The following is a 20,402-nucleotide window of genomic DNA, read 5'->3' as shown; positions in this document are numbered from 1 at the left end:
GCCCATGCCAAATAACGCAAATACCGTGCCGCGCGGCAAAGGCACTGTCGCAATCGTCGTCGCGGCGGGCCGCGGGTCGCGCATGGCCGCCGATGGGGATGCGGGGCCGAAGCAGTATTTGCCGATCGGCGCACGGCCGATTCTGGCGCTTACACTCGATGCGCTTGGCGCAAGCCACCGCATCGACAGGATCGTCACGGTCATACACGCAGATGACAGGGCGCTTTATGACGCCGCAATAGGCGATATCGAGGCGCGAAACAAGTTAATGGCCCCGGTGACAGGCGGCGCCACGCGCCAGGCGTCGGTGCGGCTGGGACTGGAGAGCCTGGCGGACGCTCCGCCGGCCTATGTGCTGGTTCATGATGGCGCTCGGCCGTTCATTGACACAGCCACCATCGAGCGGGTCTGGAACGCGCTCGATGCGGGCAAGCCAGCGGTGCTGGCCGCCCTTCCCTGCACGGACACGATAAAGCGGGTCGATGACGCGGGACGTGTGACCAACACACTTCCCCGCGACGGCCTTTGGGCGGCGCAGACGCCGCAGGGATTTCGTTTCGACGTCGTGCTCGACGCGCATCGACAGGCGTTTGAACGGGGCGAGACGTCGTTTACCGATGACGCCGCGGTGGCGGAATGGGCCGGGCATGCGATCACGGCGGTCCGCGGAGGCGAAGACAATATCAAGATCACGACAAGGAGCGATCTCGTGGCGGCCGATGAATGCATGCGCCTGCAGCAATGGGCGACCCTGGGTGATATCCGTGTCGGCAACGGCTACGACGTGCATGCGTTTGCCCCCGGCGACCATGTGATCCTCGGCGGCGTTCGGATCGGGCACGACAGGCGGCTGAAGGGGCACTCGGACGCGGATGTGGCGTTGCATGCGATCACGGATGCGATATTCGGCGCGCTGGCGGATGGCGACATCGGTTCGCATTTCCCGCCCTCCGATCCGCAGTGGAAAGGCGCCGCCTCGGACATTTTCCTCGAGCATGCCGTGACGCGCGTTGCCCGGCGCGGTGGGCGGATTGCCCACATCGACCTGACGATCATCTGCGAGGAGCCGAAGATTGGACCGCATCGCGACGCCATGCGCGCCCGGATCGCCGCCATCTGCGGCCTGCCGGTCCAGCGCATCGCCGTCAAGGCGACGACCTCCGAAAGCTTGGGATTCACTGGCCGGCGGGAGGGAATCGCCGCCATGGCCACCGCGACAGTGCGCCTGCCGCTCGGCGATGATGACGCAGGCTCCGATGCCACCGCTTGACGCTGACACGCCGACGGAACCGGGAAAGGAAGTGATCATGACAAGCGTCCAGATCGGGGACATGTCCTTGCAGGCCTTGGCGCGGGAACTGTTGGACGCGGCCAGCAGCCTCGGTCTGCTTGTCGCGACGGCGGAATCCTGCACCGGCGGCATGGTTGCGGCCGCGATCACCGACATCGCAGGCTCATCCGCCGTTCTCGATTGCGGCTTTGTCACCTATTCCAACGAAGCCAAGTCAGCGATGCTCGGCGTCGCGCCAGAGTTGATCGCGGAGCACGGAGCCGTCAGCGAGCCCGTGGCGCGCGCCATGGCGCAAGGCGCGCTTGGTAAGTCGCGCGCAGACGCCGCCGTTTCGATCACCGGCATAGCCGGCCCCGGCGGCGGCTCGCGGGAGAAGCCCGTGGGCCTTGTCCATTTTGCGATCGCACGCCGCGGCGCGCCGACCGTGCACAGCGCGCAGACATTCGGCGATCTCGGACGGCACGAAGTCAGATTGATTGCAGCACGATATTCACTAAAATTTTTATCAACTTCGCTGGCTCAATTTATTGAGCCCTAAATGTGTGTCTGTGTATTCAGGTTTCGAGTGGATACAATTCCTCGCGGCCATACGTCACCTTCCGCGACTGTTGCAACCGCGATTGGAGCCAGTGACGATGCAAAAGCTTGTTCACACGATGGGAGCACTGCTGCTGTTGGCAACGCCGGCGGCGGCCGGTGAAGTGCATATCATTTCCCGTGACGGTTTTGGTGACTTCGTCGAGAGCCAGCAGATCTTCAGTTCAAAGAAGCGCGGCATGGTGCAGGTCACCTATTGCAACAAGAACTATTTCGCGTTCCCGCACACCGTTGCCTGGACGGAATACGAGAGCGAGAACGGGCGCACGGTCGGTGTCGAATACGGTGACGGCAAAATCTGGCGGTTGATCTGCGAAGACCCGCAAGAGCAGCAACACTATGCGGACCTGAACAACGGTCTGCTCGACAAACCTCTGTGGAAGGGTGCCGTCTGGTTCGCGACACGGTGATGGACTCAGCCGGGAAATGTCTCGGCGCGTTGCCTCCGACGGCTGCCGGTCGTCGATCGCATCGCGCACATGTGCGCTTTCCGGCGCCCGATCCCCGGCACACTGCGATCCGATCGGCACGCGACACGCGAGCGTGATGGTGCCGGTACCCGCGTGAGACCAACACGGTAAGGCAGAGCGGCGCCATTGCCGGCCGCCGGCGCATGCGGGAGAAGCCTCGAAACCGCAAAATCAGCAATCGCGTCTTTGTATCCACCTGCCCACTGGCTACGGTCCGCTTTTCGTCCCTCGCGGTAAGTGCTAGGCTTTTTTCGCTGAAATTGGATACGAACGGGGACGTCGATGGGGAAGCATGACCGCCAATGTGGCGCGTGTGGCGCGGTCTTGCCCGAGGGTGCACAGTTTTGCCCCGGCTGCGGGGCAAGGGACGTCCAGTCGTGCACATCCTGTGGCGTGGAACTGCCTCCCAACGCGCGGTTCTGCCCGCAATGCGGCGTGCAGCAGGCCGAACAGGCGAGCCGGACGCCCGCAACGAGCCTGCTTACGCGCGGTTTGGCGCATGACGGTGAACGCCGGCAGCTGACGGTGATGTTTTGCGACGTCGTTGGCTCGACTCGGCTCTCCACCGAAATCGATCCCGAGGACCTGCGCGAGGTGCTGCGTGCGTTCCAGACGGAGGCCGCCACAGTCATCGAGGCGGCGGGCGGGCTTATCGCGCGCTACATGGGCGACGGCATTCTCGCCTATTTTGGCTATCCCACGGCGCTGGAAGACGCGCCGCGCCGCGCCGCGCTTGCCGGTCTTGAGATCCTGCGGCGTATCGACGGGCTGAACCACGGTGAGTTGCGCGCCTACGATGTGTCGCTGGCCCTGCGGATCGGTTTGCACACCGGTATCGTCATCGTCGGACAGATGGGATCGGGGCGCACCCGTGAAGAACACTCGATTGTCGGCGAAACGCCCAATATCGCCGCCTTCGTGGAATCATGCGCGCCGCCCAACACCGTAGTCGTCAGCGCCGTCACCGCCGGATTGATCAAGCCCGGCTTCCGGATGAAGACCCTCGGCCAGCACAGCGGCAAGGGCCTGGAAACACCCATCGAGCTGTTTCATATCCTTGGCCAGGACGCCGCCGCCGAACGCCAGCGGTTCACCCCCTCGTCCAGCGTCATCGGCCGCGACCGGGAACTCGCCACCTTGCAGGCCGCGTGGAAGTGGACCTGTGAGACGGGCAAGATGTCGATTATCACCCTGACCGGCGAACCGGGCATCGGCAAATCCGGGCTCACCGCACAGTTCCTGCGCGATGCCGACATCCCCCGCCAGCGGCTTGTGCGGCTGCACGGTGTGCACGAGGAACGCGACTCCGCCTTTGTCGCGGTGCTGCGGCTGGTGACCAACTGGCTCGCCAGCGAACCAACCGACGACTACGATCTCGTGGCCCACCGGGTGCGCGACTGGTTCGCGGAAAACGGCGTGGTCGACACCGCGCCCGTCAACGCGATCCTCCGGCTGTGGCGTCCCGATCGCTTTCCGCAATCGGAGCCGGCCGGAACCGACGAAGCGGTGCGCGACGGCGTCTTCGCGGCCTTCGCGCGCTTCATCGCGGCGCGCGCAAAGCCCCTGGCGATCGTGCTCGAGGACGCGCATTGGGTGGATCCCTCGACAATCGAGCTCATCGAATCCGTTCTGGTCTCGCAACGGGACGCGCCGATCTTTTTCCTCGCCGTATCGCGTCCCGGTCCCGCTTCCCGTGGGAGGCGCGGCGGACCGACGATCTCTCGCTGACCGGCCTGAGCCGGGAGGCCTGCGCGGCGGTGATCACCCGCATCGGCGGCGGCAGCGTTCTGGAGCCGGCCTTGGCGCGGCAGATCTATCAGGTCACCGACGGTGTGCCGCTTTACGTCGAGGAGTTGACACGCGCTCTTATGGAAACCGGCCAGGTTATTGAAAAACATGGGCGGCTTTTCACCCGGGGCGCGGCGGATGGCTTCATCACGCCAACGTCGTTGCTGGATCTGCTGACGGCTCGTCTGGATTCGCTGGGCTCAGCCAAGGAACTGGCGCAGGTCGCAGCGGTGATCGGACGCATTGTTCCGCTTGACGATCTGGCGGCCATTTCCATGCTCGACAACCAGCGGCTGGAAGCGGCGACCGACCGGCTGATCGCCTCCGGCCACATGCGCGCCGTGCAGGACCGCGGCATGACCGCGCTCGAATTCCGGCACGCCTTGTTCCAGAAGGCAGCCTACGACAGCCTGCTCAAGAGCCAGCTCAAGCCCCTGCACGCGCGGTATCTCAAATGGCTGAAGGCGGAGCCTTCGCGGCTGATGCATGTGCGGCCGGAACGCCTGGCCAGCCACTGCGAGGCTGCGGGATTCTATGATTGCGCGGTTCGCCATCTGCTCGCGGCAGGAACGTCCGCCGTGCAGGCATCGGCCAATCTTGAGGCCGCGCGGCACCTGCAGCGGGCTGTCGAGCTCAATGCCTCCATGGAACAGACCGACGCGGTGATGACGCGCGGCCTGCAGTTGCAGGTGATGCTGGCAAGCGCCTTCCTCGCGGCGAAAGGACCCGGAGCGCCGGAAACCAAGGACAGCTATACGGCCGCGGTCGCGCTGTCGGAGACGACTCCCGAATCCGAGTGGCACTTCCCGGCCTACTGGGGCTGGTGGCGTGTCTCGGATACGTTCGCGCTGATGGCGGAGCGGGCCGAGCGTCTGGTGGAGGTGTCCGAGAGGATGAGCGGCGTCGAGTTCAAGCTGCAGGCCCGCCACTGCAAATGGGCCAATGCCTTCCAGATGGGCGATCTGTGCAATTCGATGACCCATGCGCACGATGGTCTGGCGCTCTATGCGGAGGCCGGCCACGACGGACCCGGCGCGCTCTACGGCGGTCACGACGCGAAAGTCTGCGCGCTGGGTGAAATCGCACTGTGCCAGTGGATGACCGGCAACGCGGATGCCGCGAGAAAGACAATCGTCGAGACGCTTGAATGGGCGGAAGCGCTTGATCATCCCGGTAGCCTGTTCCATGCGCTCGATATCGCGGCGATGCTGCACTGTCATTTGCGCGATTGCGCTGCGGTGGAGGAGCTGGCGCGGCGTCTGGCGACGCTCGCCGCGACTCATGAGGTCGACGACTACGCCGCCAAGGCGATGATCTACGACGGCTGGCGGCTGCTGGAATCCGGAGATCCGCAGGCGGCCCTGCAGGGCATCGAGCGCGGCCTTGCCATCATGCGCGATGTCGGCACGCCCGAGGACTTTCCTGTCTTCTATTGCATGCTGGCGCAGTGCCGCCGGGCCCTGGGCGCACACGAGAATGCCCTCGCGGCGCTTGACGAGGGCCGATCGGTGATCGATTTGCAGGGCGTCATCTACTGGGGCGCCGAGCTTGAGCGGCAGGCCGCGGAGACCTTGATTGTCAGTAATGGCGATGTGAGTGAAATCACATACTGCCTCAATGAATCGTGTGATATTGCGACCGCTCAGGGCGCTCACGCGTTGGCGCTGCGCACCGCGATGACGCGCATGCAGTCCCAGCCGGACAGCGACAGCGAACAGCGCCTGCGCGCCATTCTGGACAAGGTTGCCGGCGGGGGACGACTGCCGACACCGACGATGCACATGCGTTGTTGAACGGCAGATCGGAGAAATTCGCATGACACGATCTTCGTCGCGCAGACCAGCAGACGATGACCAGACGAAAATCTATCTCTCAGGCACTCATCGGGCGCGCTCGCCGGCGGATACATTTCGCCGCCTGCAGCCGCTGCTTCCCGTTTTCGGCATCACCCGGGTATCGAACATCACCGGGCTCGACCACGTCGGCATCCCCGTCTATATGGCGTGCCGCCCGAATTCGCGTTCTCTCTCCGTCTTCCAGGGAAAAGGAATCGACGCGGACGCCGCGCGGGTCTCCGCCGTCATGGAAGCGCTCGAGACGCTGCATGCGGAAAGCATCGACAAGCCGCTGAAGCTCGCAAGTTTCGAGGAACTGCGGTTCTCGCACACGATGATCGACGTGCTCGGTCTGCCGTTGGCGCGTCCCGAGGGGCTCAATCCCTTCGAGCAGATCCTCTGGATCGAGGGGCAATGCCTCCTGAGCGGCATCGACCAGTGGCTGCCGCACGAACTCGTGCACGCCAACTACACCGATCCCCAGCCGGCTGGATCCGGCGTTTTCGCGGCCACGACGAACGGTCTCGCCTCGGGCAACACCTGGAACGAGGCCGTCCTGCATGCGATCTACGAGGTCATCGAGCGCGACGCCACCACCTTGTGGAAGCTCTCCACGCAGGCCTGGGGCAGCAGGCGCGCCGTCGATCTGGCGACGATCGACGATCCGGTTTGCGCCGGCCTTATTGACCAGTTCGAACGCGCTGGGCTGGATGTCGTCGTATGGGACGTATCGAGCGACATCGAGGTCGCCGTCTTCTACTGCCTCGTCACCGACCGGGATTCCACGACCGGCGCACCGGAGATGGGCGCGGGCGCTCATCTGTGCGCCAATGTGGCGCTGGCGCGCGCGCTGACGGAAGCCGCCCAGGCGCGCACCACCTATATCGCCGGGTCGCGCGAGGATATCGACGAGCACGAATACACCGAGAAGGCCGTCATCGAGCGCCAGCGCATGGCGCGTTCGGTAATCGACAGTCTGCGGCCGCAACGCCGGTTCTCCGACGCATACAATCTGCTCACCGACCGGTTCGATGAGGATCTCGAGGCGGTCAAGGACGCGCTGATGGCGCGCGACATCACCGACATCGTGGCGGTCGACCTGACCAAGCCAACGTTCAACGTGCCTGTGGCCCGGGTCGTGATCCCGGGGCTCGAAGGCGCCTTCGAGGGTCCGCAGAGCGGCTATGTGCCGGGACTGCGGGCGACCCGGGTGATTTCGGAGGGAGCGGCATGACCACCTGTGTCTTTCTCGGTCCCACCATGCCGTTGAACGAAGCGCGCGGCGCGATGCCCGAAGCGGTGTTCCTGCCTCCGGCGCGCAAGGGCGATATCGCCCGGGCCATCGCCGAACACGCGCCTAGCGCCATCGGTCTCATCGACGGCCATTTCGAACAGGTCCCCGCGATCTGGCACAAGGAGATCCTGTGGGCGCTGGACCAGGGCATCGAGGTGTGGGGCGCCGCCAGCATGGGCGCGTTGCGCGCCTGTGAACTGCGCCAGTTCGGCATGCGCGGCGTGGGCGAGATTTTCCAGGCCTATGTCGAGAACCGTTTCGCGCCGTTTTCAGGTCCGTTCGAGGACGACGACGAGGTTGCCGTCGTGCACGGGCCGGAAGAGGCGTCCTATCTCTCCACCGACGCCATGGTGGACATTCGCGCCACCCTGGCCGCCGCCGAAGCCGACGGGGTGATCGATGCGGATATCCGCGATGCGCTCGCCGAAACCGCTAAGGCGATGTTCTACAAGCGCCGCACCATGGCGGCCATGCTCTCGGCGGCCACGAACCAGGGCATGGACGCCGCAATCCTTGCGGCATTGCGCGACTGGCTTCCCCAAGGCCGCGTCTGGCAGAAGAAGGCGGATGCCGAAGCCCTGCTCCGGACGCTCGCCGGCGACGCCGCGCCGCGGCCGCGACCGGTGTTCCACTTCGAGCGAACCCTGATCTGGACCCAATCCGGGCTGGAACCGCCGTTTGAGCCTACGGACGAGGCGCATGCGGACGTGGCCTTCGGCAATGGAGCGACGTCATGAGCGCGTTCTCGCTCGACCGGCAGTATCAAAGGACCGGGACGCGCTTCAAGCTCTACGTCCAGTCTCCCGCGTCCAAGTGCTTTCCCGAACCGCAAACCGTCTGGGTTTCCTCCAGGGCGGGAACACTGGCCCCGGGCCCGTCCGACAAACGGATGCATGTGGTCGCCGCGCGCGACAAGAAGCACTACGAGGACGAGGACAAGCCGCCTTACAAGGGGCCCGCCTCCCCCGGCGTCCGGACAAACCGGCTCGGCCATTTCGATCACCTCACGCCCACGGACCCCGGTTTCGCGGCCGCGCATATGTTCGGATCCGTCAGGCGAGTCCTCGACGTGTGGGAAACCTATTTCGGCGGCCCCCTGCCTTGGCACTTCCAGTGGAGCTTCAAGACCCTGGAAATGATCCCTTGGGTGGACTGGGACAACGCCCATTTCGGCTGGGGCTTCATGGAGTTCGGCCACGGCGGCAAGGCCGGCAAGCTCGACGATCGCGCCTACTGCCTGAATTTCGACGTGCTGGCCCATGAGTGCGGGCACGCGTTGGTCTACGCGACCGTCGGCATTCCGGAACCCGAAAAGCTGACCACCGAATACCGGGGCTTCCATGAATCCGCCAGCGACATCGTCGCGCTGCTTTCGGCGCTGCATTTCGACAGTCTGATCGACTACGTCCTGGAGAAGAGCGAGGGTGATCTCTACGCGGCCAACGAATTGAACCGCATCGGCGAGACCTCGGAAACCGAACAGATCCGCATCGCGTCCAACACAATGACGATGGACGATGTGATCGACACGTCGATGCCCCCGCAGGATGCCACCGGCAAGCAGGTGCACGCCCTTGGCCAGCCGCTGACAGGGGCCCTGTTCGACATTCTGATTGAACTTTATCAGAAGCGGCTCGTCGCGCGAGGTCTGGTGTCTCAGGAATACGCCAGCATGTCGCGCGAGGTCGAAACCTCCGGCGAGCCCAACAATGCCGCGCACCGGGCGCTGATGGCATCCTACCGTCGGCATCCGGAGAAATTCACCGATTCCTTGCGCGAGGCCCGCGACATGCTCGGCCGCCGGCTGGCGCGCTGCTGGCATCAGATCGACCCGCAGAACCTCACATACGCGAAGGTCGCGCGCATGCTTCTGCTGGCGGACCATCAGATCAGCGGCAACACGCATCAGAAAGTGATCACGGATTGCCTTCGCTGGCGGCGAATCTTTGTAGGGTAGAGTTACCGGGAACCGGAGTTTTCAGGCGCGCCGGCGCGTCCTGACGGTGGTGTTTGTCCGGAGGTTGTGACGACGGGATCCCGATTCCGCTCAATGCGCCGATTGCCGGCGTCCGGCGGCGGGATCCTCTCTTGAGTTGATCGGCGCGTCGCGAGTATATTGGCGCTTTGACGCAAAGTAATTTTCACTAGGTGGGGATGGGATATGACGGACCTTATCGATAACTTCGGCGCAGTCCTCTACGGGCGCGTCATCGACGGCATGGCGATCCGCCGCGATGCCCTGAACCGGCGCGCACGGACAGCCATTCCCGGAGCGGGAGGCGCTGGAACCAACGGCAAGGCCGACGGGTCCGCGCAGTTCGCCTATGTTTACGGCATCAAGATCGGCGACGAGACGCACCGTCTCTTCGAACCCTGCATGGTCGTGGTCAGCGAAGATGGCGCCGGCATGGTGGACGCGGCTGACTGGAGCGCCTTCGTCAGCCTGAGGGCGAAGGAAAGCCTGGTGAAGGCGGCCGGCTCCGGGAAGGGCAAGGTCAAGGTCATCGGATCGGATGGCACGGTCCGTGAGGAGAGCGCCAATGTGGAGCTCGCCAGCGGTGAACGGTTCCTTTGGGAAAAGATCATCGAGCAGGAGGACACCGGCTTTCGCAAATGGGACGTGTCCGTCGACGATCCGCTGATCGCATTCGCGGAAACGGACACCACCCCGCTCGGCCTTGTCGATTTCGACCTCGATCTCGATGACGATGACGTCATGGAGGGTGTCGATCCGCTGGACGACGAGGTTCCTGATGACTGGCTGCCATTCGACGCGATGCCGGATGAGATGATGCCCGACACCATGATGGGCGGTATGCCGGACGACATGGCCGATGCGGGCGGTGGCTTTTCCCTGCGAGGCCCTGACGGGCGTCTGTATTTCGTTCCCGGCGATCTCTCCGGCTACGAGGTTGTTGAGGATAGCGCCAAGGAAGAGGTCATGCTGGCCGACGGCATCGACCGGCCGGATCTCCAGTTGCGCGAAATCGCGCCGGAAGAACCGGCGGGACCCGAGGGCGGACCGGCCAGCCGGGCGATGATGCAGGATCGCGCCATGTTGCAGAACCGGGCGATGATGCAAGACCGCGCCATGATGCAGAACCGGGCGATGATGCAGAGCCGCGCCATGATGCAGAGCCGAGCCATGATGCAGAGCCGCGCCATGATGCAGAGCCGAGCCATGATGCAGAGCCGCGCCATGATGCAGAGCCGAGCCATGATGCAGAGCCGAGCCATGATGCAGAGCCGAGCCATGATGCAGAGCCGAGCCATGATGCAGAGCCGCGCCATGATGCAAAGCCGAGCCATGATGCAGAGCCGCGCCATGATGCAGAGCCGCGCCATGATGCAGAGCCGCGCCATGATGCAGAGCCGCGCCATGATGCAAAGCCGAGCCATGATGCAGAGCCGAGCCATGATGCAGAGCCGAGCCATGATGCAGAGCCGAGCCATGATGCAGACACGCGCCATGATGCAGAGCAGAGCCATGATGCAGGCCCGGGCGATGATGCAGACACGCGCCATGATGCAGGAGGCTGGCCACTCCTACGGCGAAGAGGACGACGACGACTAGGTCGCCTGATGGTCCTCAACGCGCGAGACATGACAATGCAGGCGGGTCGCTCGTGCGGCCCGACTTTTTCACGCGCGCGGCACACGTTTGACCGGGCGGGACGGCGGATCCGGGAGAGATGTGGCGACGAACGATGCGCCGGCCGGCCTCCCGGTGGTCAGGCGGCCGTGGCGTCCCGATCCTCGTTCTCTTCCGGCTCGTCCTCGCCAAGACCGCCGAAGAAATCCCCGACGCTGGCGCCGAGCGCTTTCCGGCTTTCAGCCGCGAGCGCCCGATTCTTGCCGGCGGACAGGGCTTCGGCCAGTTCGATGTAGAGGTTCCCGGGAAGCGGCGGCGCGAATATGTAGCCCTGCGCCGCGGAAACGCCGAGTTCACGCAGGCAGTGAATCTGTTCGATTTGCTCAACGCCCTCGGCGATGATGCCCATGCCGAGGTTGCCCGCAAGCTCCACCAGCGTGTCCACGATGGTTGACGTGCTGTCGTCGCCACCCAGCGTGTCGATGAACATCTTGTCGATCTTGATGATGTCGATGCCGAGCTTCTGCAAATACGCCAGTCCGCCGTGTCCGGTGCCCACGTCGTCGAGCGCCACACGCAGGCCGAGCGCCTGCATTTCGGCGATGATCTTGCGCGCGGTTTCCAGGTTCTTGAGCGGTTGGCGCTCGGTCACCTCGACCACGATCTGCTGATACCGGATCTGCGAAGGGCCGTATATGTCGATGATATCGTCTATGATTTCCCGGTCATCGAAGTGGCCCGCGAAAAGGTTGACCGACAGCTTCATGTCCGGATTGCGCGAATAGAGGTCGCCGACCTCCTCGCAGGTCTTGCGCATCATGATGCGCGTCATCTCGAAGATGTGCCCCGACGTCTCCGCATAGGTCATGAACTGGCCCGGCGACACAATCGTTCCATCCGGCCGCCGCCAGCGGATCAGCACCTCGCAGCCGATCAGTCCGCCGGTGTCGATGTCCATCACGGGCTGGTAGTAGGGAATGAACTCGCCCTTGCTGATCGCGGCGATGAATTCATCCTCCGCCGCCTGATCCGGACGCCAGGACATCCACAGCGCTACCGCGATGAACAGCACGGCGAATCCGCCCGCGGCAACAGCCGCGATCATCTTCAGATCGGATACCAGAGGAATCGATGCCGAGACCGGGACGACAACGGTCGCCTCGATGGGATAGCGCTTGGAGCGCTGCAACTCGGTGATCATGCGTTCGCCGCTGGGCATCGCGGATTCCCCGCCCATCGTCAGCCAGATGACATCGCGCGACAACCGCACCTCGACCCGCCGGTGGGCGCGCAGATAATCCGGCCCCGGATCGATCGATATGGCGGGCGCCGCGATCTCGGCGATCAGCCGGATCCCGTTGCCCACGTGCCAGCTGACGACCGCCACATGCACGCCGGCGAAGCTCTGGTCCAACAGCCCCAGCCCGACGACCGCGGAATTTTCGCGGTAGACCGGCATGATCGCGTCGCCCGACAAGGTGCGCTCCGGTGTGGAACACATCGGCACCCCGTTGGCGTCCACCAGCCCGATGCCTTGAATGAAGGCGGACTTGCGCACCGCCTGGCTCATCGCGATTCTGTGTTCGGGGAGACAGGTGACGCTGCCATCGTTGGTCAGTGCCTGAAGGGTCGATACCCCGTCACCGAGCGCCTGCTCGGCCCGTTCGATGAAGCGCGCGGCAGCAGCCCGCACTTCTTCGCGGGCGCGCATTTCCGCATGATTTTCCAGGCTGTATTTCGCGACAAGCAGCGGTACCACGGCGATCAAGACCGCGACGACGAAGGTCCGGAGAAATATTTTGAGGCGTTGCGACACAGAACGGATTTCCGGACGGGGTTAAGCGTGCTCCCATAATCGCACTCGATGCGTAAACACCCCCTAAACCGTTTGAATTTTCATTCAAAACGACCTTCAGGCGCGGCCACGATCGCTCCGGGGCGGAAGGTAACGCCCACAAGCCTCCCAAAGACCGCCTCGCCCAAGGCTTGTACCGTTCACGAAACGACTTCATTTCACCACCGTATCCACGCACCCCCTTGCATCCGCCGCCGCGGCCCGGTTTGGTATCGGCAATGCGGCTTCAACCCGCGCCCAACGCCCGTACACCGGAGACCTTGCATGGACGCGCTGTTCATCGGACAAGCCTACATCGACATCACGTTCCTGACCGACCGCCTGCCCGTCGGCGATGAAAAGACCATCGCCGAGGACTACGCGGTGAGTTTTGGCGGCAACGCGGTCACCGCGGCGTTCTGCTGCGCCAAACTGGGCATCGCCCCGGATCTGATCTGCTCGCAGGCCAACGACTGGCTGGCGCGGATGTTCCTCGACATGGCGGCGCAATACGGGATCTCCGTGCATGGACGCAAGGTGCGCGAATCCTCCCTGTCCTTCATCATGCCGAAGGACGGCAAGCGCGCCATCGTGCGCTGCCGGGACGATGATTTCCTGCACCCCTTCCCCACGCTGAACCTGGACGGATGCCGCGCGCTGCATGTCGACGGGCATCTTCCCGATGCGGCGCTTTACTACGCCCGTGCCTGCCGGGAGGCGGGCGTTCTCACGTCACTCGACGGCGGGGCGGTGCGCGTCAACACGGACGAGCTGCTTGGCTACATCGACATTGCGATCGTGTCGGAGAGATTCTGCGAGCAGTTGGGCAAGCCGGTGGGCGAGACGCTCGCGTATCTCAAGGCGCGCGGATGCCGGATCGGCGGCGTGACCCTGGGTGAGCGTGGCATGGTCTGGTACGATGAAAGCGGCACAACCCGCGATCTGCCGTCGCTCGTCGTGGCCAAGGAAAAGGTCATCGACACCAATGGCGCGGGCGACGTGTTCCACGGCGCCTATGTCTATTCCTATCTCAGCGATCCGGAAAAATCGTGGCACGAGCATTTCCGATTCGCCCGGGCTGCCTCCGCCCACGCCATCCAGCATCTTGGCAACGAGGCCAGCCTGCCGAGCCGCGAAAACGTGCTCGCCGCCATGTCCGCCTTGACGGAACGCCCATCCGAGAGTGCCGCGTGAGCAGTTCGGACCGGGCATCGGGGGTGCGGCGCGCGCCATTCCACGATGTGCGGGACTCGGTTCGTTGTTGGGGCTTGCGCGAAACGCTTGCGATTGAAGATCCGGTGCGTTGAGAACCGGACCTGCCTAGAGCGTTTCCTTGTTAAATGGAACCATTCTGCGGAGATGAATTTTGTCGAGGATCAAGAGGATTGGCGAAGGGCATATCGCAAATATGGCCGAGACGGGCCTCGCCGATAATCGGGAAAATTCATCCCGCCCAAAGGGTTGGTCGAAACCGGCCGTCCGCCGCGTCAACGGCCTCCGCCGTAGCATGGGCTACGCCGTTCGCCCGTTTCCTCGCGGATCGAACCGGTTTGGACCAACAGAATTGATTCCATTTAAGAAGGAAACGCTCTAGATGTGGAGCCTCAAGAGGTTGTCCTCGGTTAGATCGAGTCGACTGATCGGTGTTTTGGATTTTAGGCTGCCATGTGGCCGGTGCCAATTGTAGCGGTGTAGCCAGATCGGCAGTTCGGCTGCGCGATGGCGTGACGTTGGGTAGGCGATGGCATAGGCCCATTCCCGCAACGCGGTCTGTATGAAGCGTTCGGCCTTGCCGTTTGTCTTGGGCGTGTAGGGTCGGGTGCGGATGTGCTTGAGGCCGAGATCGCGGCAGGCTTTTGCGAAGGCTTTCGATTTGTAGCAGGCGCCATTGTCGGTCATGACGCGGGTGACGGTGACGCCCAGGCTCTCGTAATAGGCGAGCGCGGCGCGCAGGAAAGCGACCGCACTGTGTTTCTTCTCGTCGGGCAAGATCTGGCTGAAGGCGATGCGCGAGGCATCGTCGATGCAGACATGGACAAACTCCCAGCCGACACCGCGGCTGTTGGACTGGCCGGTGCGATCGCCGGTGATGCGGTGGCCGACGCGGTCGAACCGACCGAGTTTCTTGATGTCGATGTGGATCAACTCGCCCGGATGCTGGCGTTCATAGCGGCGCACCGGTTCGGCCGGATCGAGGTCCTTGAGCCGGGAGAGGCCTGCCCGCCGCAGCGCCCGGCTGACGGTGGCCGGTGACACGCCGACCTCCCGAGCGATGTGCTTACCTGTCCAGCGCTGACGGCGCAGGGCGATGATGCGTTCACAGAGGAGCGGATCGGTTGCGCTGGGCATCCGGCCTGGCCGAGAGGAGCGGTCGACCATGCCGGCCGGGCCTTCCGCCCTGTAGCGTTCGGCCCACCGGGCAACGATCTTGGCCGACACGCCATAGACCCGCGCCGCCTGGGCCCGGGAAAGACGACCTTCAATGACCGCTTGGGCCATCTCCCCTCGACGCAACGGTGTCAGGCGGGCATTCTTGTGGATGTTCATTCGGACCCTCCGATGCGTGCTGAAGCGTGGTAACTCCAGTCTCCTCGGTCAGGTCCGAATGGACAACCTGTTGAAAGCTCACATCTAGGTGCCGGACTTGCCGGCCTCGACCGCGTCCTCGATGTAGCGCGGCAGCGCGAAGGCGGCCGCGTGCACCTCGGGGGTGTAGTAGCGGGTCTCCAGCCCTGCCCGGTCGAAGCGGGTGCGCAAGGTATCGACCGAAAGCTGGCGCAAATCCGCGTCATCGCTTGCCCAGCCCAGGGTCATGTGCCCGCCGATATAGGTCGGCACACAGATCACATAGGCGGATGCATCGGCAAACAGCGCATCGAAGTGACCGATGCTCGCCGTCAGTTCGTCAGCCTGGAGAAACGGCACGCCGTTCTGGGTCACAAGAACGCCGCCCGGCTTGAGGCACTTTTTCACGGCCGCGTAGAACGCACGGGTAAACAGCACCGCACCGGGCCCGATTGGGTCGGTGGAATCGACGATCACGACGTCAAACCGTTTGTCCGTGGTCTTCACGTAATCGACGCCGTCGGCGATCACGAGTTCGAAACGGGCATCGGTGAAGACCGGCGCATTCATCTCGGCGAAGTGTTGTTTGGAGAACTCCACCACCGCCGCATCGATTTCGACCTGCACGAGGCGTTCGACGGAAGCGTGCTTGAGCACCTCCTCCGCCAGACCACAGTCGCCGCCGCCGACGATCAGCACGTCGGTCGCCGCGCCATGCGCCAGGATCGGCACGTGGCTCATCATCTCGTGGTAGATGAATTCGTCGGCGGTGGTGACCTGGGTCACCCCGTCGAGCAGCAACACCTTGCCGAAGAGCCTGTTTTCCAGCAGCACCAGATGCTGATGCTCGGTCTTGTCCTCGAACAGCAGCCGGTCCGCCTCAAACGAGAAACGAATGCCGGGATGCAGTGTCTCGGAATAGAGCCGCGTCTCCGTCATACGCCTGTCCCGCGCAGGATCTCCTCGACCACGAGCGAGCGCGGATTGAACGCCGTCCGCAGGACCTCGATGCAGCTTTCAGGCACGGCATCGCCGCACATGAACACATCAAGCGCCGCATAACCGTTCTCCGGCCACGAGTGAATCGAGATATGGCTCTCCGCCAGCACCGCGACCCCGGAAATGCCATTCGGTTCGAAGCGGTGCAGATGGATGTGCAGAAGCGTTGCGCCTGCCGTTTCAACGCATTGAACCAGAGTCTTCTCGATATGCTCGAGGTCGTCGAGGTTCTCGGCGTCGTGCAGGTCGATGATCAGATGCGTGCCGGCGCATTTGACGCCATTCTTGACGACAAAATGATCCTTGCGCTCGTCCGCAGACACGGCGTCGCGAACGAAGTGAGTTTGTTCTTCAGCATGGGTGGTGCTTGGAGCCTCCAAGTCCATCCCCAATTTGAAGAGGGCGCTGTGCGTAGACATTCGTCCTCCCAAACCAGCAGATGAAACCCGGGCGAACCGGAGAGGCGCGATATACGGGTTCATGGCCCGGGATTCAACCGTAAAAACCCCAAACCTCAGGAATTCGGTGCTCAAATTTCATACGCGGCCCGCTTCTGCCCAAGTCTCGAGCGTGGCGGGCGTTTTGCCTAGCCGCCTAATAACTTGCCTGGATAGCCTGACACGCTGGCAATACATGGCGATTTGCGGCATGTTTTGTGCACTAAGCACTGCGGGGCATCCGGCGCGAAAACCGCCGCGCGCCGCCGCGATGTCGCCACCATCGACCGGCCATATGAACGCCGCCGTCCCGTGCCATACATGATGCCCGTCACTCAGAGATTCGGAGACCACGATGAAATTTGCCCGGCCGTTATCCATGGCGCTCGGCGTCGCTCTGATCGCCTCCGGCCTGTTCGGGCCGCGCGCGATGGCCTTCGATCCGACCGGAAGCGATGTCGCCGACACGTTCCTCAAGGGGCTTGAATCGGGCGGCGCCCAGGATCTCAGCGTCGGATCGGTCGAGCAGACGGGCGAAACCGTGGTCATCAACATGCTCGCGGCGACCATGCGCCAGCGCGGCGAGGAGATGTCTCTGGAGGCCGAGGCCATCGCCTTCACCGATGCATCGGTGGACGCGACGGGCCGCATCAAGGCCGGTGCGATGGCCGCCAGGAATGTCAGCATGAAGACGGACACGGCGACCTTCTTCGCCGCGCGCACCGCCGCCACAAACGTCATCCTGGTGCGGCCGCGGGATATGGGAGCCGTTGCGGCGCCCATCGACGCGATCGGCTACGAGAGCCTCGACATCACCGACGTCCGGGTCTCGACGGAAGATGAGGGCACGGTGCCGATCGCCCGGATCTTCAGCACCCTGGAGCGCTCGGGCAAAGCGCCGCCGACCAAGGGGACGTTCCAGATCGAGGGCATCGAACTCGACCCCGCGCAACTCGACGATGAACAGGCCAAGAAGACGCTCGCGGAGCTTGGCTACGACATGCTCAATCTGTCGATGAAAGCCAGCTTCGAATGGGATGTGCTCAATTCGCGCGCCATCCTCGAAAATTTCGAGATTTCCGGTGACGCGATCGGAACGCTTTCGTTATCGGCGTCCTTTGGAGGCGTGACGCCCGATGTCGTCGCCAAACTCAAGCAGCAAAGCCATGCAGACGGCGAGCTGATGGCGTTGGCGCAGCAGATCACCGTCGAAAGTATCGATTTGCGCTTTGACAATGACACGATTGTCGAACGCGTTCTGGATCGTCAGGCGGAAGAGGCGAACATGGAGCGCGCGGCCTTCGTGGAACGGCTGAACTCCAGTCTGCCGCGGATCCTGACGCTGCTGCAAAACCCGCCGTTCCAGGAGAAGATTGCCGCCGCGCTGGGCACCTTCCTGAGCGCGCCCGAGTCGTTGCAGATCACGGCCAATCCCGCCCAGGCACTGACCGTCGGCTCGATCGCCGGCACGGCGATGATGGCGCCGATGGCCGTGCCGCTGCTGCTGGGACTGGACATCAAGGCAAACGAATAGCCGATTGCAGGCAAAACGCTGCCTCGCGGAGCTGGGCGTCGCGGCACTATTGCGCTGCGACGTCCGCATCCGGCTGGTTGGCCAGGTACCATTCGTAGACCTGGGCCAAACCCGCCTTCAGATCGATACGCGGCGTCCAGCCGAGCGCATGCAACTTGCCGCTGTCCATGATCTTGCGCGGCGTGCCGTCCGGCTTGGACGTGTCAAAGGCGATCTCGCCCTCATACCCCACCACGTCCATGATGGTTTCGGCCAGCTCGCGGATCGGCGTGTCCGATCCGTAGCCCACGTTGATGTGCTCCGCCTCGTCATAGCGAGCCAGCAGGAACGCCAGGGCGTCGGCGAGATCATCCACATGCATGAACTCGCGCAACGGCGTGCCCGTGCCCCAGACCTCGACGCTCGGCGCGCCGGAGACCTTGGCCGCGTGCACCTTGCGCATCAAGGCCGGGATCACATGGCTGGAGGTCAGATCAAAATTGTCGTTCGGGCCGTAGAGATTGGTCGGCATCGCGGAGATGTAGCTGCGCCCGAACTGCTTGCGATAGGCCTGGCACAGCTTGATGCCGGCGATCTTGGCGATCGCATACCATTCGTTGGTCGGCTCCAGCGGGCCCGTGAGCAAGGATTCTTCGACGATCGGCTGCTCGGCGAATTTCGGATAGATGCAGCTTGAGCCGAGAAACATCAGCCGGTTCACATCCGCCAGATGCGCACCGTGCACCAGGTTCGCCTCGATCATCATGTTCTGATAAAGGAAATCCGCGGGATAGCTGGAGTTGGCCATGATGCCGCCGACCTTCGCCGCCGCGATGATCACGCAATCGGGCCTGGTTCGCGCCAGATAGGCCTCGACCTCCGACTGACGGATCAGATCGACCTCGGAGCGGCCAGCGGTCAGGATCTCACAATCCTCGCGCTCGAGCCTGCGGACGATCGCCGAGCCCACCATTCCGCGATGTCCGGACACGAAGACGCGCTTGCCCGCGAGCGGATAGTCCATGCCGTTCTCCTTCACTCGCCGCGACCATAGGCCTGTCGCGCCAGACGCTCGGTCATCAGCAGGTCCCGGTCGGCGACAACCATCTCTTCCACCAGGTCCGCGAAACGCGTCGTGTGCTGCCAGCCAAGCACGTCGCGCGCCTTTGACGGATCGCCGAGCAGCAAATCCACCTCCGTGGGACGGAAATAGGCGGGATCGATCCGCACCAGAACCTCGCCGGTGGCGGCATCCGCGCCCACTTCGTCGACGCCCTCCCCGACCACGCAATGGTCTTGCCGATGCAGGCGAAGGCCAGTTCCACGAACTCGCGCACCGAATGCGTCTCTCCGGTCGCCAGCACGTAGTCGTCCGGCTTCTCCTGCTGCAGCACACGCCACATGCCCTCGACATAATCGCGGGCGTGACCCCAGTCGCGCTTGGCGTCGATGTTGCCGAGATAAAGCACCTTCTGCAGCCCCAGTTCGATGGCGGCAACAGCGCGGCTGATCTTGCGTGTGACGAAGGTTTCGCCGCGCAGCGGGCTCTCGTGATTGAACAGGATACCGTTTGACGCATGCATGCCGTAGGCCTCGCGGTAGTTCACCGTGATCCAGTAGGCGTAGAGCTTGGCGGCGGCATAAGGCGAGCGCGGATAGAACGGCGTCGTCTCGCTCTGCGGCGTTTCCTGCACAAGACCGTAGAGCTCCGAGGTCGAGGCCTGGTAGAATTTCGTGGTCTTTTCCATCCCCAGGATGCGGATCGCCTCGAGCAGCCGCAGCGTGCCGATGCCATCGGCATTGGCGGTATACTCCGGCGTCTCGAAGCTCACCATCACATGGCTCTGGGCGGCGAGATTGTAAATCTCGTCCGGCTTCGTCTCGGCGATGACCCGGATCAGGTTGGTGCTGTCGGTCAGATCGCCGTAATGCATGAAGAAGCGCACGTCCTCTTCATGCGGATCCTCATAAAGCTCGTCGATGCGTCCGGTGTTGAACGACGAGGAGCGCCGCTTGAGGCCATGCACCACATAGCCCTTCGCCAGCAGCAGCCGCGCAAGATACGCCCCGTCCTGCCCGGTGATGCCGGTGATGAGAGCTACAGGCGCATTTGCCATGATGGTGTCCTCTGAGCCGTTCGTTGCCGGCGTCTACAGCGTTGTCGGGAACCGGCGCTTTAATGCGGAA

The 20,402-nt window shown here is 63.6% G+C and carries 16 protein-coding genes and 1 pseudogene; 11 read left to right on the top strand and 6 right to left on the bottom strand.

Going from position 1 to position 20,402, the window contains the following annotated elements; all coding sequences use genetic code 11:
- The first annotated feature begins 4 nt into the window (after nt 1-4).
- The 9 genes from D1F64_RS12025 (at nt 5) to D1F64_RS11985 (ending at nt 10,849) form a co-directional block, all read left to right on the top strand.
- Nucleotides 5-1,270 (top strand): bifunctional 2-C-methyl-D-erythritol 4-phosphate cytidylyltransferase/2-C-methyl-D-erythritol 2,4-cyclodiphosphate synthase, encoded by a 1,266-nt coding sequence (locus D1F64_RS12025; RefSeq protein WP_117412649.1) that lies wholly within the window; start codon nt 5-7, stop codon nt 1,268-1,270.
- A gap of 61 nt (nt 1,271-1,331) precedes the next feature.
- Nucleotides 1,332-1,829 carry a CinA family protein gene (locus tag D1F64_RS12020; RefSeq protein WP_248304771.1) on the top strand — a complete coding sequence of 166 codons (498 nt, stop codon included), beginning with the start codon at nt 1,332-1,334 and terminating at the stop codon, nt 1,827-1,829.
- 97 nt (nt 1,830-1,926) lie between these two features.
- Nucleotides 1,927-2,298: a hypothetical protein gene (locus D1F64_RS12015; protein WP_117412648.1), complete on the top strand. Its 372-nt coding sequence runs from the start codon at nt 1,927-1,929 to the stop codon at nt 2,296-2,298.
- Nucleotides 2,299-2,751: 453 nt separating this feature from the next.
- Entirely contained in the window at nt 2,752-4,086 is a 1,335-nt protein-coding gene (locus D1F64_RS12010) for an adenylate/guanylate cyclase domain-containing protein (RefSeq protein WP_248304436.1), read from the top strand.
- A 29-nt stretch (nt 4,087-4,115) separates the two neighbouring features.
- Nucleotides 4,116-5,939 (top strand): hypothetical protein, encoded by a 1,824-nt coding sequence (locus tag D1F64_RS12005; protein WP_117412646.1) that lies wholly within the window; start codon nt 4,116-4,118, stop codon nt 5,937-5,939.
- A gap of 22 nt (nt 5,940-5,961) precedes the next feature.
- Nucleotides 5,962-7,215, top strand: coding sequence for a YcaO-like family protein (locus D1F64_RS12000; protein WP_117412645.1), 1,254 nt, complete (start codon nt 5,962-5,964; stop codon nt 7,213-7,215).
- Nucleotides 7,212-8,012: a TfuA-like protein gene (locus D1F64_RS11995; RefSeq protein WP_117412644.1), complete on the top strand. Its 801-nt coding sequence runs from the start codon at nt 7,212-7,214 to the stop codon at nt 8,010-8,012. The genes D1F64_RS12000 and D1F64_RS11995 overlap by 4 nt, the downstream gene beginning before the upstream one ends.
- Nucleotides 8,009-9,232, top strand: coding sequence for a hypothetical protein (locus tag D1F64_RS11990; protein WP_117412643.1), 1,224 nt, complete (start codon nt 8,009-8,011; stop codon nt 9,230-9,232). The genes D1F64_RS11995 and D1F64_RS11990 overlap by 4 nt, the downstream gene beginning before the upstream one ends.
- A 204-nt stretch (nt 9,233-9,436) precedes the next feature.
- A complete protein-coding gene (locus tag D1F64_RS11985; protein ID WP_117412642.1) occupies nt 9,437-10,849 on the top strand; it encodes a hypothetical protein in 1,413 nt (470 codons plus the stop codon).
- A 157-nt stretch (nt 10,850-11,006) separates the two neighbouring features.
- Here D1F64_RS11985 and D1F64_RS11980 read toward each other — a convergent pair whose 3' ends face one another.
- Nucleotides 11,007-12,683, bottom strand: coding sequence for an EAL domain-containing protein (locus D1F64_RS11980; RefSeq protein ID WP_205470449.1), 1,677 nt, complete (start codon nt 12,681-12,683; stop codon nt 11,007-11,009).
- A gap of 303 nt (nt 12,684-12,986) precedes the next feature.
- Between D1F64_RS11980 and D1F64_RS11975 the strand changes: the two genes are divergently transcribed.
- The gene (locus D1F64_RS11975) at nt 12,987-13,895 is read left to right on the top strand and encodes a sugar kinase (RefSeq protein ID WP_117412641.1); all 909 of its coding nucleotides are present in this window, start codon (nt 12,987-12,989) and stop codon (nt 13,893-13,895) included.
- A gap of 396 nt (nt 13,896-14,291) precedes the next feature.
- On the opposite strand, the gene D1F64_RS11970 is transcribed toward D1F64_RS11975, so the two are convergent.
- The 3 genes from D1F64_RS11970 to speD all read right to left on the bottom strand — a co-directional run bounded on the left by D1F64_RS11970 (nt 14,292) and on the right by speD (nt 16,684).
- Nucleotides 14,292-15,248 carry an IS481 family transposase gene (locus tag D1F64_RS11970; RefSeq protein ID WP_117411175.1) on the bottom strand — a complete coding sequence of 319 codons (957 nt, stop codon included), beginning with the start codon at nt 15,246-15,248 and terminating at the stop codon, nt 14,292-14,294.
- A gap of 84 nt (nt 15,249-15,332) precedes the next feature.
- Nucleotides 15,333-16,205 (bottom strand): polyamine aminopropyltransferase, encoded by an 873-nt coding sequence (speE, locus tag D1F64_RS11965; protein WP_117412640.1) that lies wholly within the window; start codon nt 16,203-16,205, stop codon nt 15,333-15,335.
- Nucleotides 16,202-16,684: an adenosylmethionine decarboxylase gene (gene speD / locus D1F64_RS11960; protein ID WP_117412639.1), complete on the bottom strand. Its 483-nt coding sequence runs from the start codon at nt 16,682-16,684 to the stop codon at nt 16,202-16,204. Before speD ends, speE begins: the two co-directional genes overlap by 4 nt.
- 373 nt (nt 16,685-17,057) lie before the next feature.
- Between speD and D1F64_RS11955 the strand changes: the two genes are divergently transcribed.
- Nucleotides 17,058-18,236, top strand: a complete 1,179-nt coding sequence (locus tag D1F64_RS11955) for a hypothetical protein (protein ID WP_162901499.1) — start codon at nt 17,058-17,060, stop codon at nt 18,234-18,236.
- Nucleotides 18,237-18,282: 46 nt separating this feature from the next.
- On the opposite strand, the gene D1F64_RS11950 is transcribed toward D1F64_RS11955, so the two are convergent.
- Nucleotides 18,283-19,239 carry a GDP-L-fucose synthase gene (locus D1F64_RS11950; protein WP_117412637.1) on the bottom strand — a complete coding sequence of 319 codons (957 nt, stop codon included), beginning with the start codon at nt 19,237-19,239 and terminating at the stop codon, nt 18,283-18,285.
- Nucleotides 19,240-19,250: 11 nt separating this feature from the next.
- Nucleotides 19,251-20,332 (bottom strand): annotated as a pseudogene (gmd, locus tag D1F64_RS11945) (GDP-mannose 4,6-dehydratase).
- Nucleotides 20,333-20,402 lie beyond the last annotated feature (70 nt).

The sequence above is a fragment of the Breoghania sp. L-A4 genome, assembly GCF_003432385.1.
Classification (GTDB): Bacteria; Pseudomonadota; Alphaproteobacteria; order Rhizobiales; family Stappiaceae; genus Breoghania.
The sequence above is the reverse complement of the archived record's forward strand: the minus strand, read 5'-3'. Positions and strand labels throughout refer to the sequence as shown.

Coding starts and splice junctions, on each gene's coding strand:
- D1F64_RS12025 (WP_117412649.1), top strand. CDS start 5: ATGCCAAATAACGCAAATACCGTGCCGCGCGGCAAAGGCACTGTCGCA.
- D1F64_RS12020 (WP_248304771.1), top strand. CDS start 1,332: ATGTCCTTGCAGGCCTTGGCGCGGGAACTGTTGGACGCGGCCAGCAGC.
- D1F64_RS12015 (WP_117412648.1), top strand. CDS start 1,927: ATGCAAAAGCTTGTTCACACGATGGGAGCACTGCTGCTGTTGGCAACG.
- D1F64_RS12000 (WP_117412645.1), top strand. CDS start 5,962: ATGACACGATCTTCGTCGCGCAGACCAGCAGACGATGACCAGACGAAA.
- D1F64_RS11995 (WP_117412644.1), top strand. CDS start 7,212: ATGACCACCTGTGTCTTTCTCGGTCCCACCATGCCGTTGAACGAAGCG.
- D1F64_RS11990 (WP_117412643.1), top strand. CDS start 8,009: ATGAGCGCGTTCTCGCTCGACCGGCAGTATCAAAGGACCGGGACGCGC.
- D1F64_RS11985 (WP_117412642.1), top strand. CDS start 9,437: ATGACGGACCTTATCGATAACTTCGGCGCAGTCCTCTACGGGCGCGTC.
- D1F64_RS11975 (WP_117412641.1), top strand. CDS start 12,987: ATGGACGCGCTGTTCATCGGACAAGCCTACATCGACATCACGTTCCTG.
- D1F64_RS11970 (WP_117411175.1), bottom strand. CDS start 15,248: ATGAACATCCACAAGAATGCCCGCCTGACACCGTTGCGTCGAGGGGAG.
- speE (WP_117412640.1), bottom strand. CDS start 16,205: ATGACGGAGACGCGGCTCTATTCCGAGACACTGCATCCCGGCATTCGT.
- speD (WP_117412639.1), bottom strand. CDS start 16,684: ATGTCTACGCACAGCGCCCTCTTCAAATTGGGGATGGACTTGGAGGCT.
- D1F64_RS11955 (WP_162901499.1), top strand. CDS start 17,058: ATGAAATTTGCCCGGCCGTTATCCATGGCGCTCGGCGTCGCTCTGATC.
- D1F64_RS11950 (WP_117412637.1), bottom strand. CDS start 19,239: ATGGACTATCCGCTCGCGGGCAAGCGCGTCTTCGTGTCCGGACATCGC.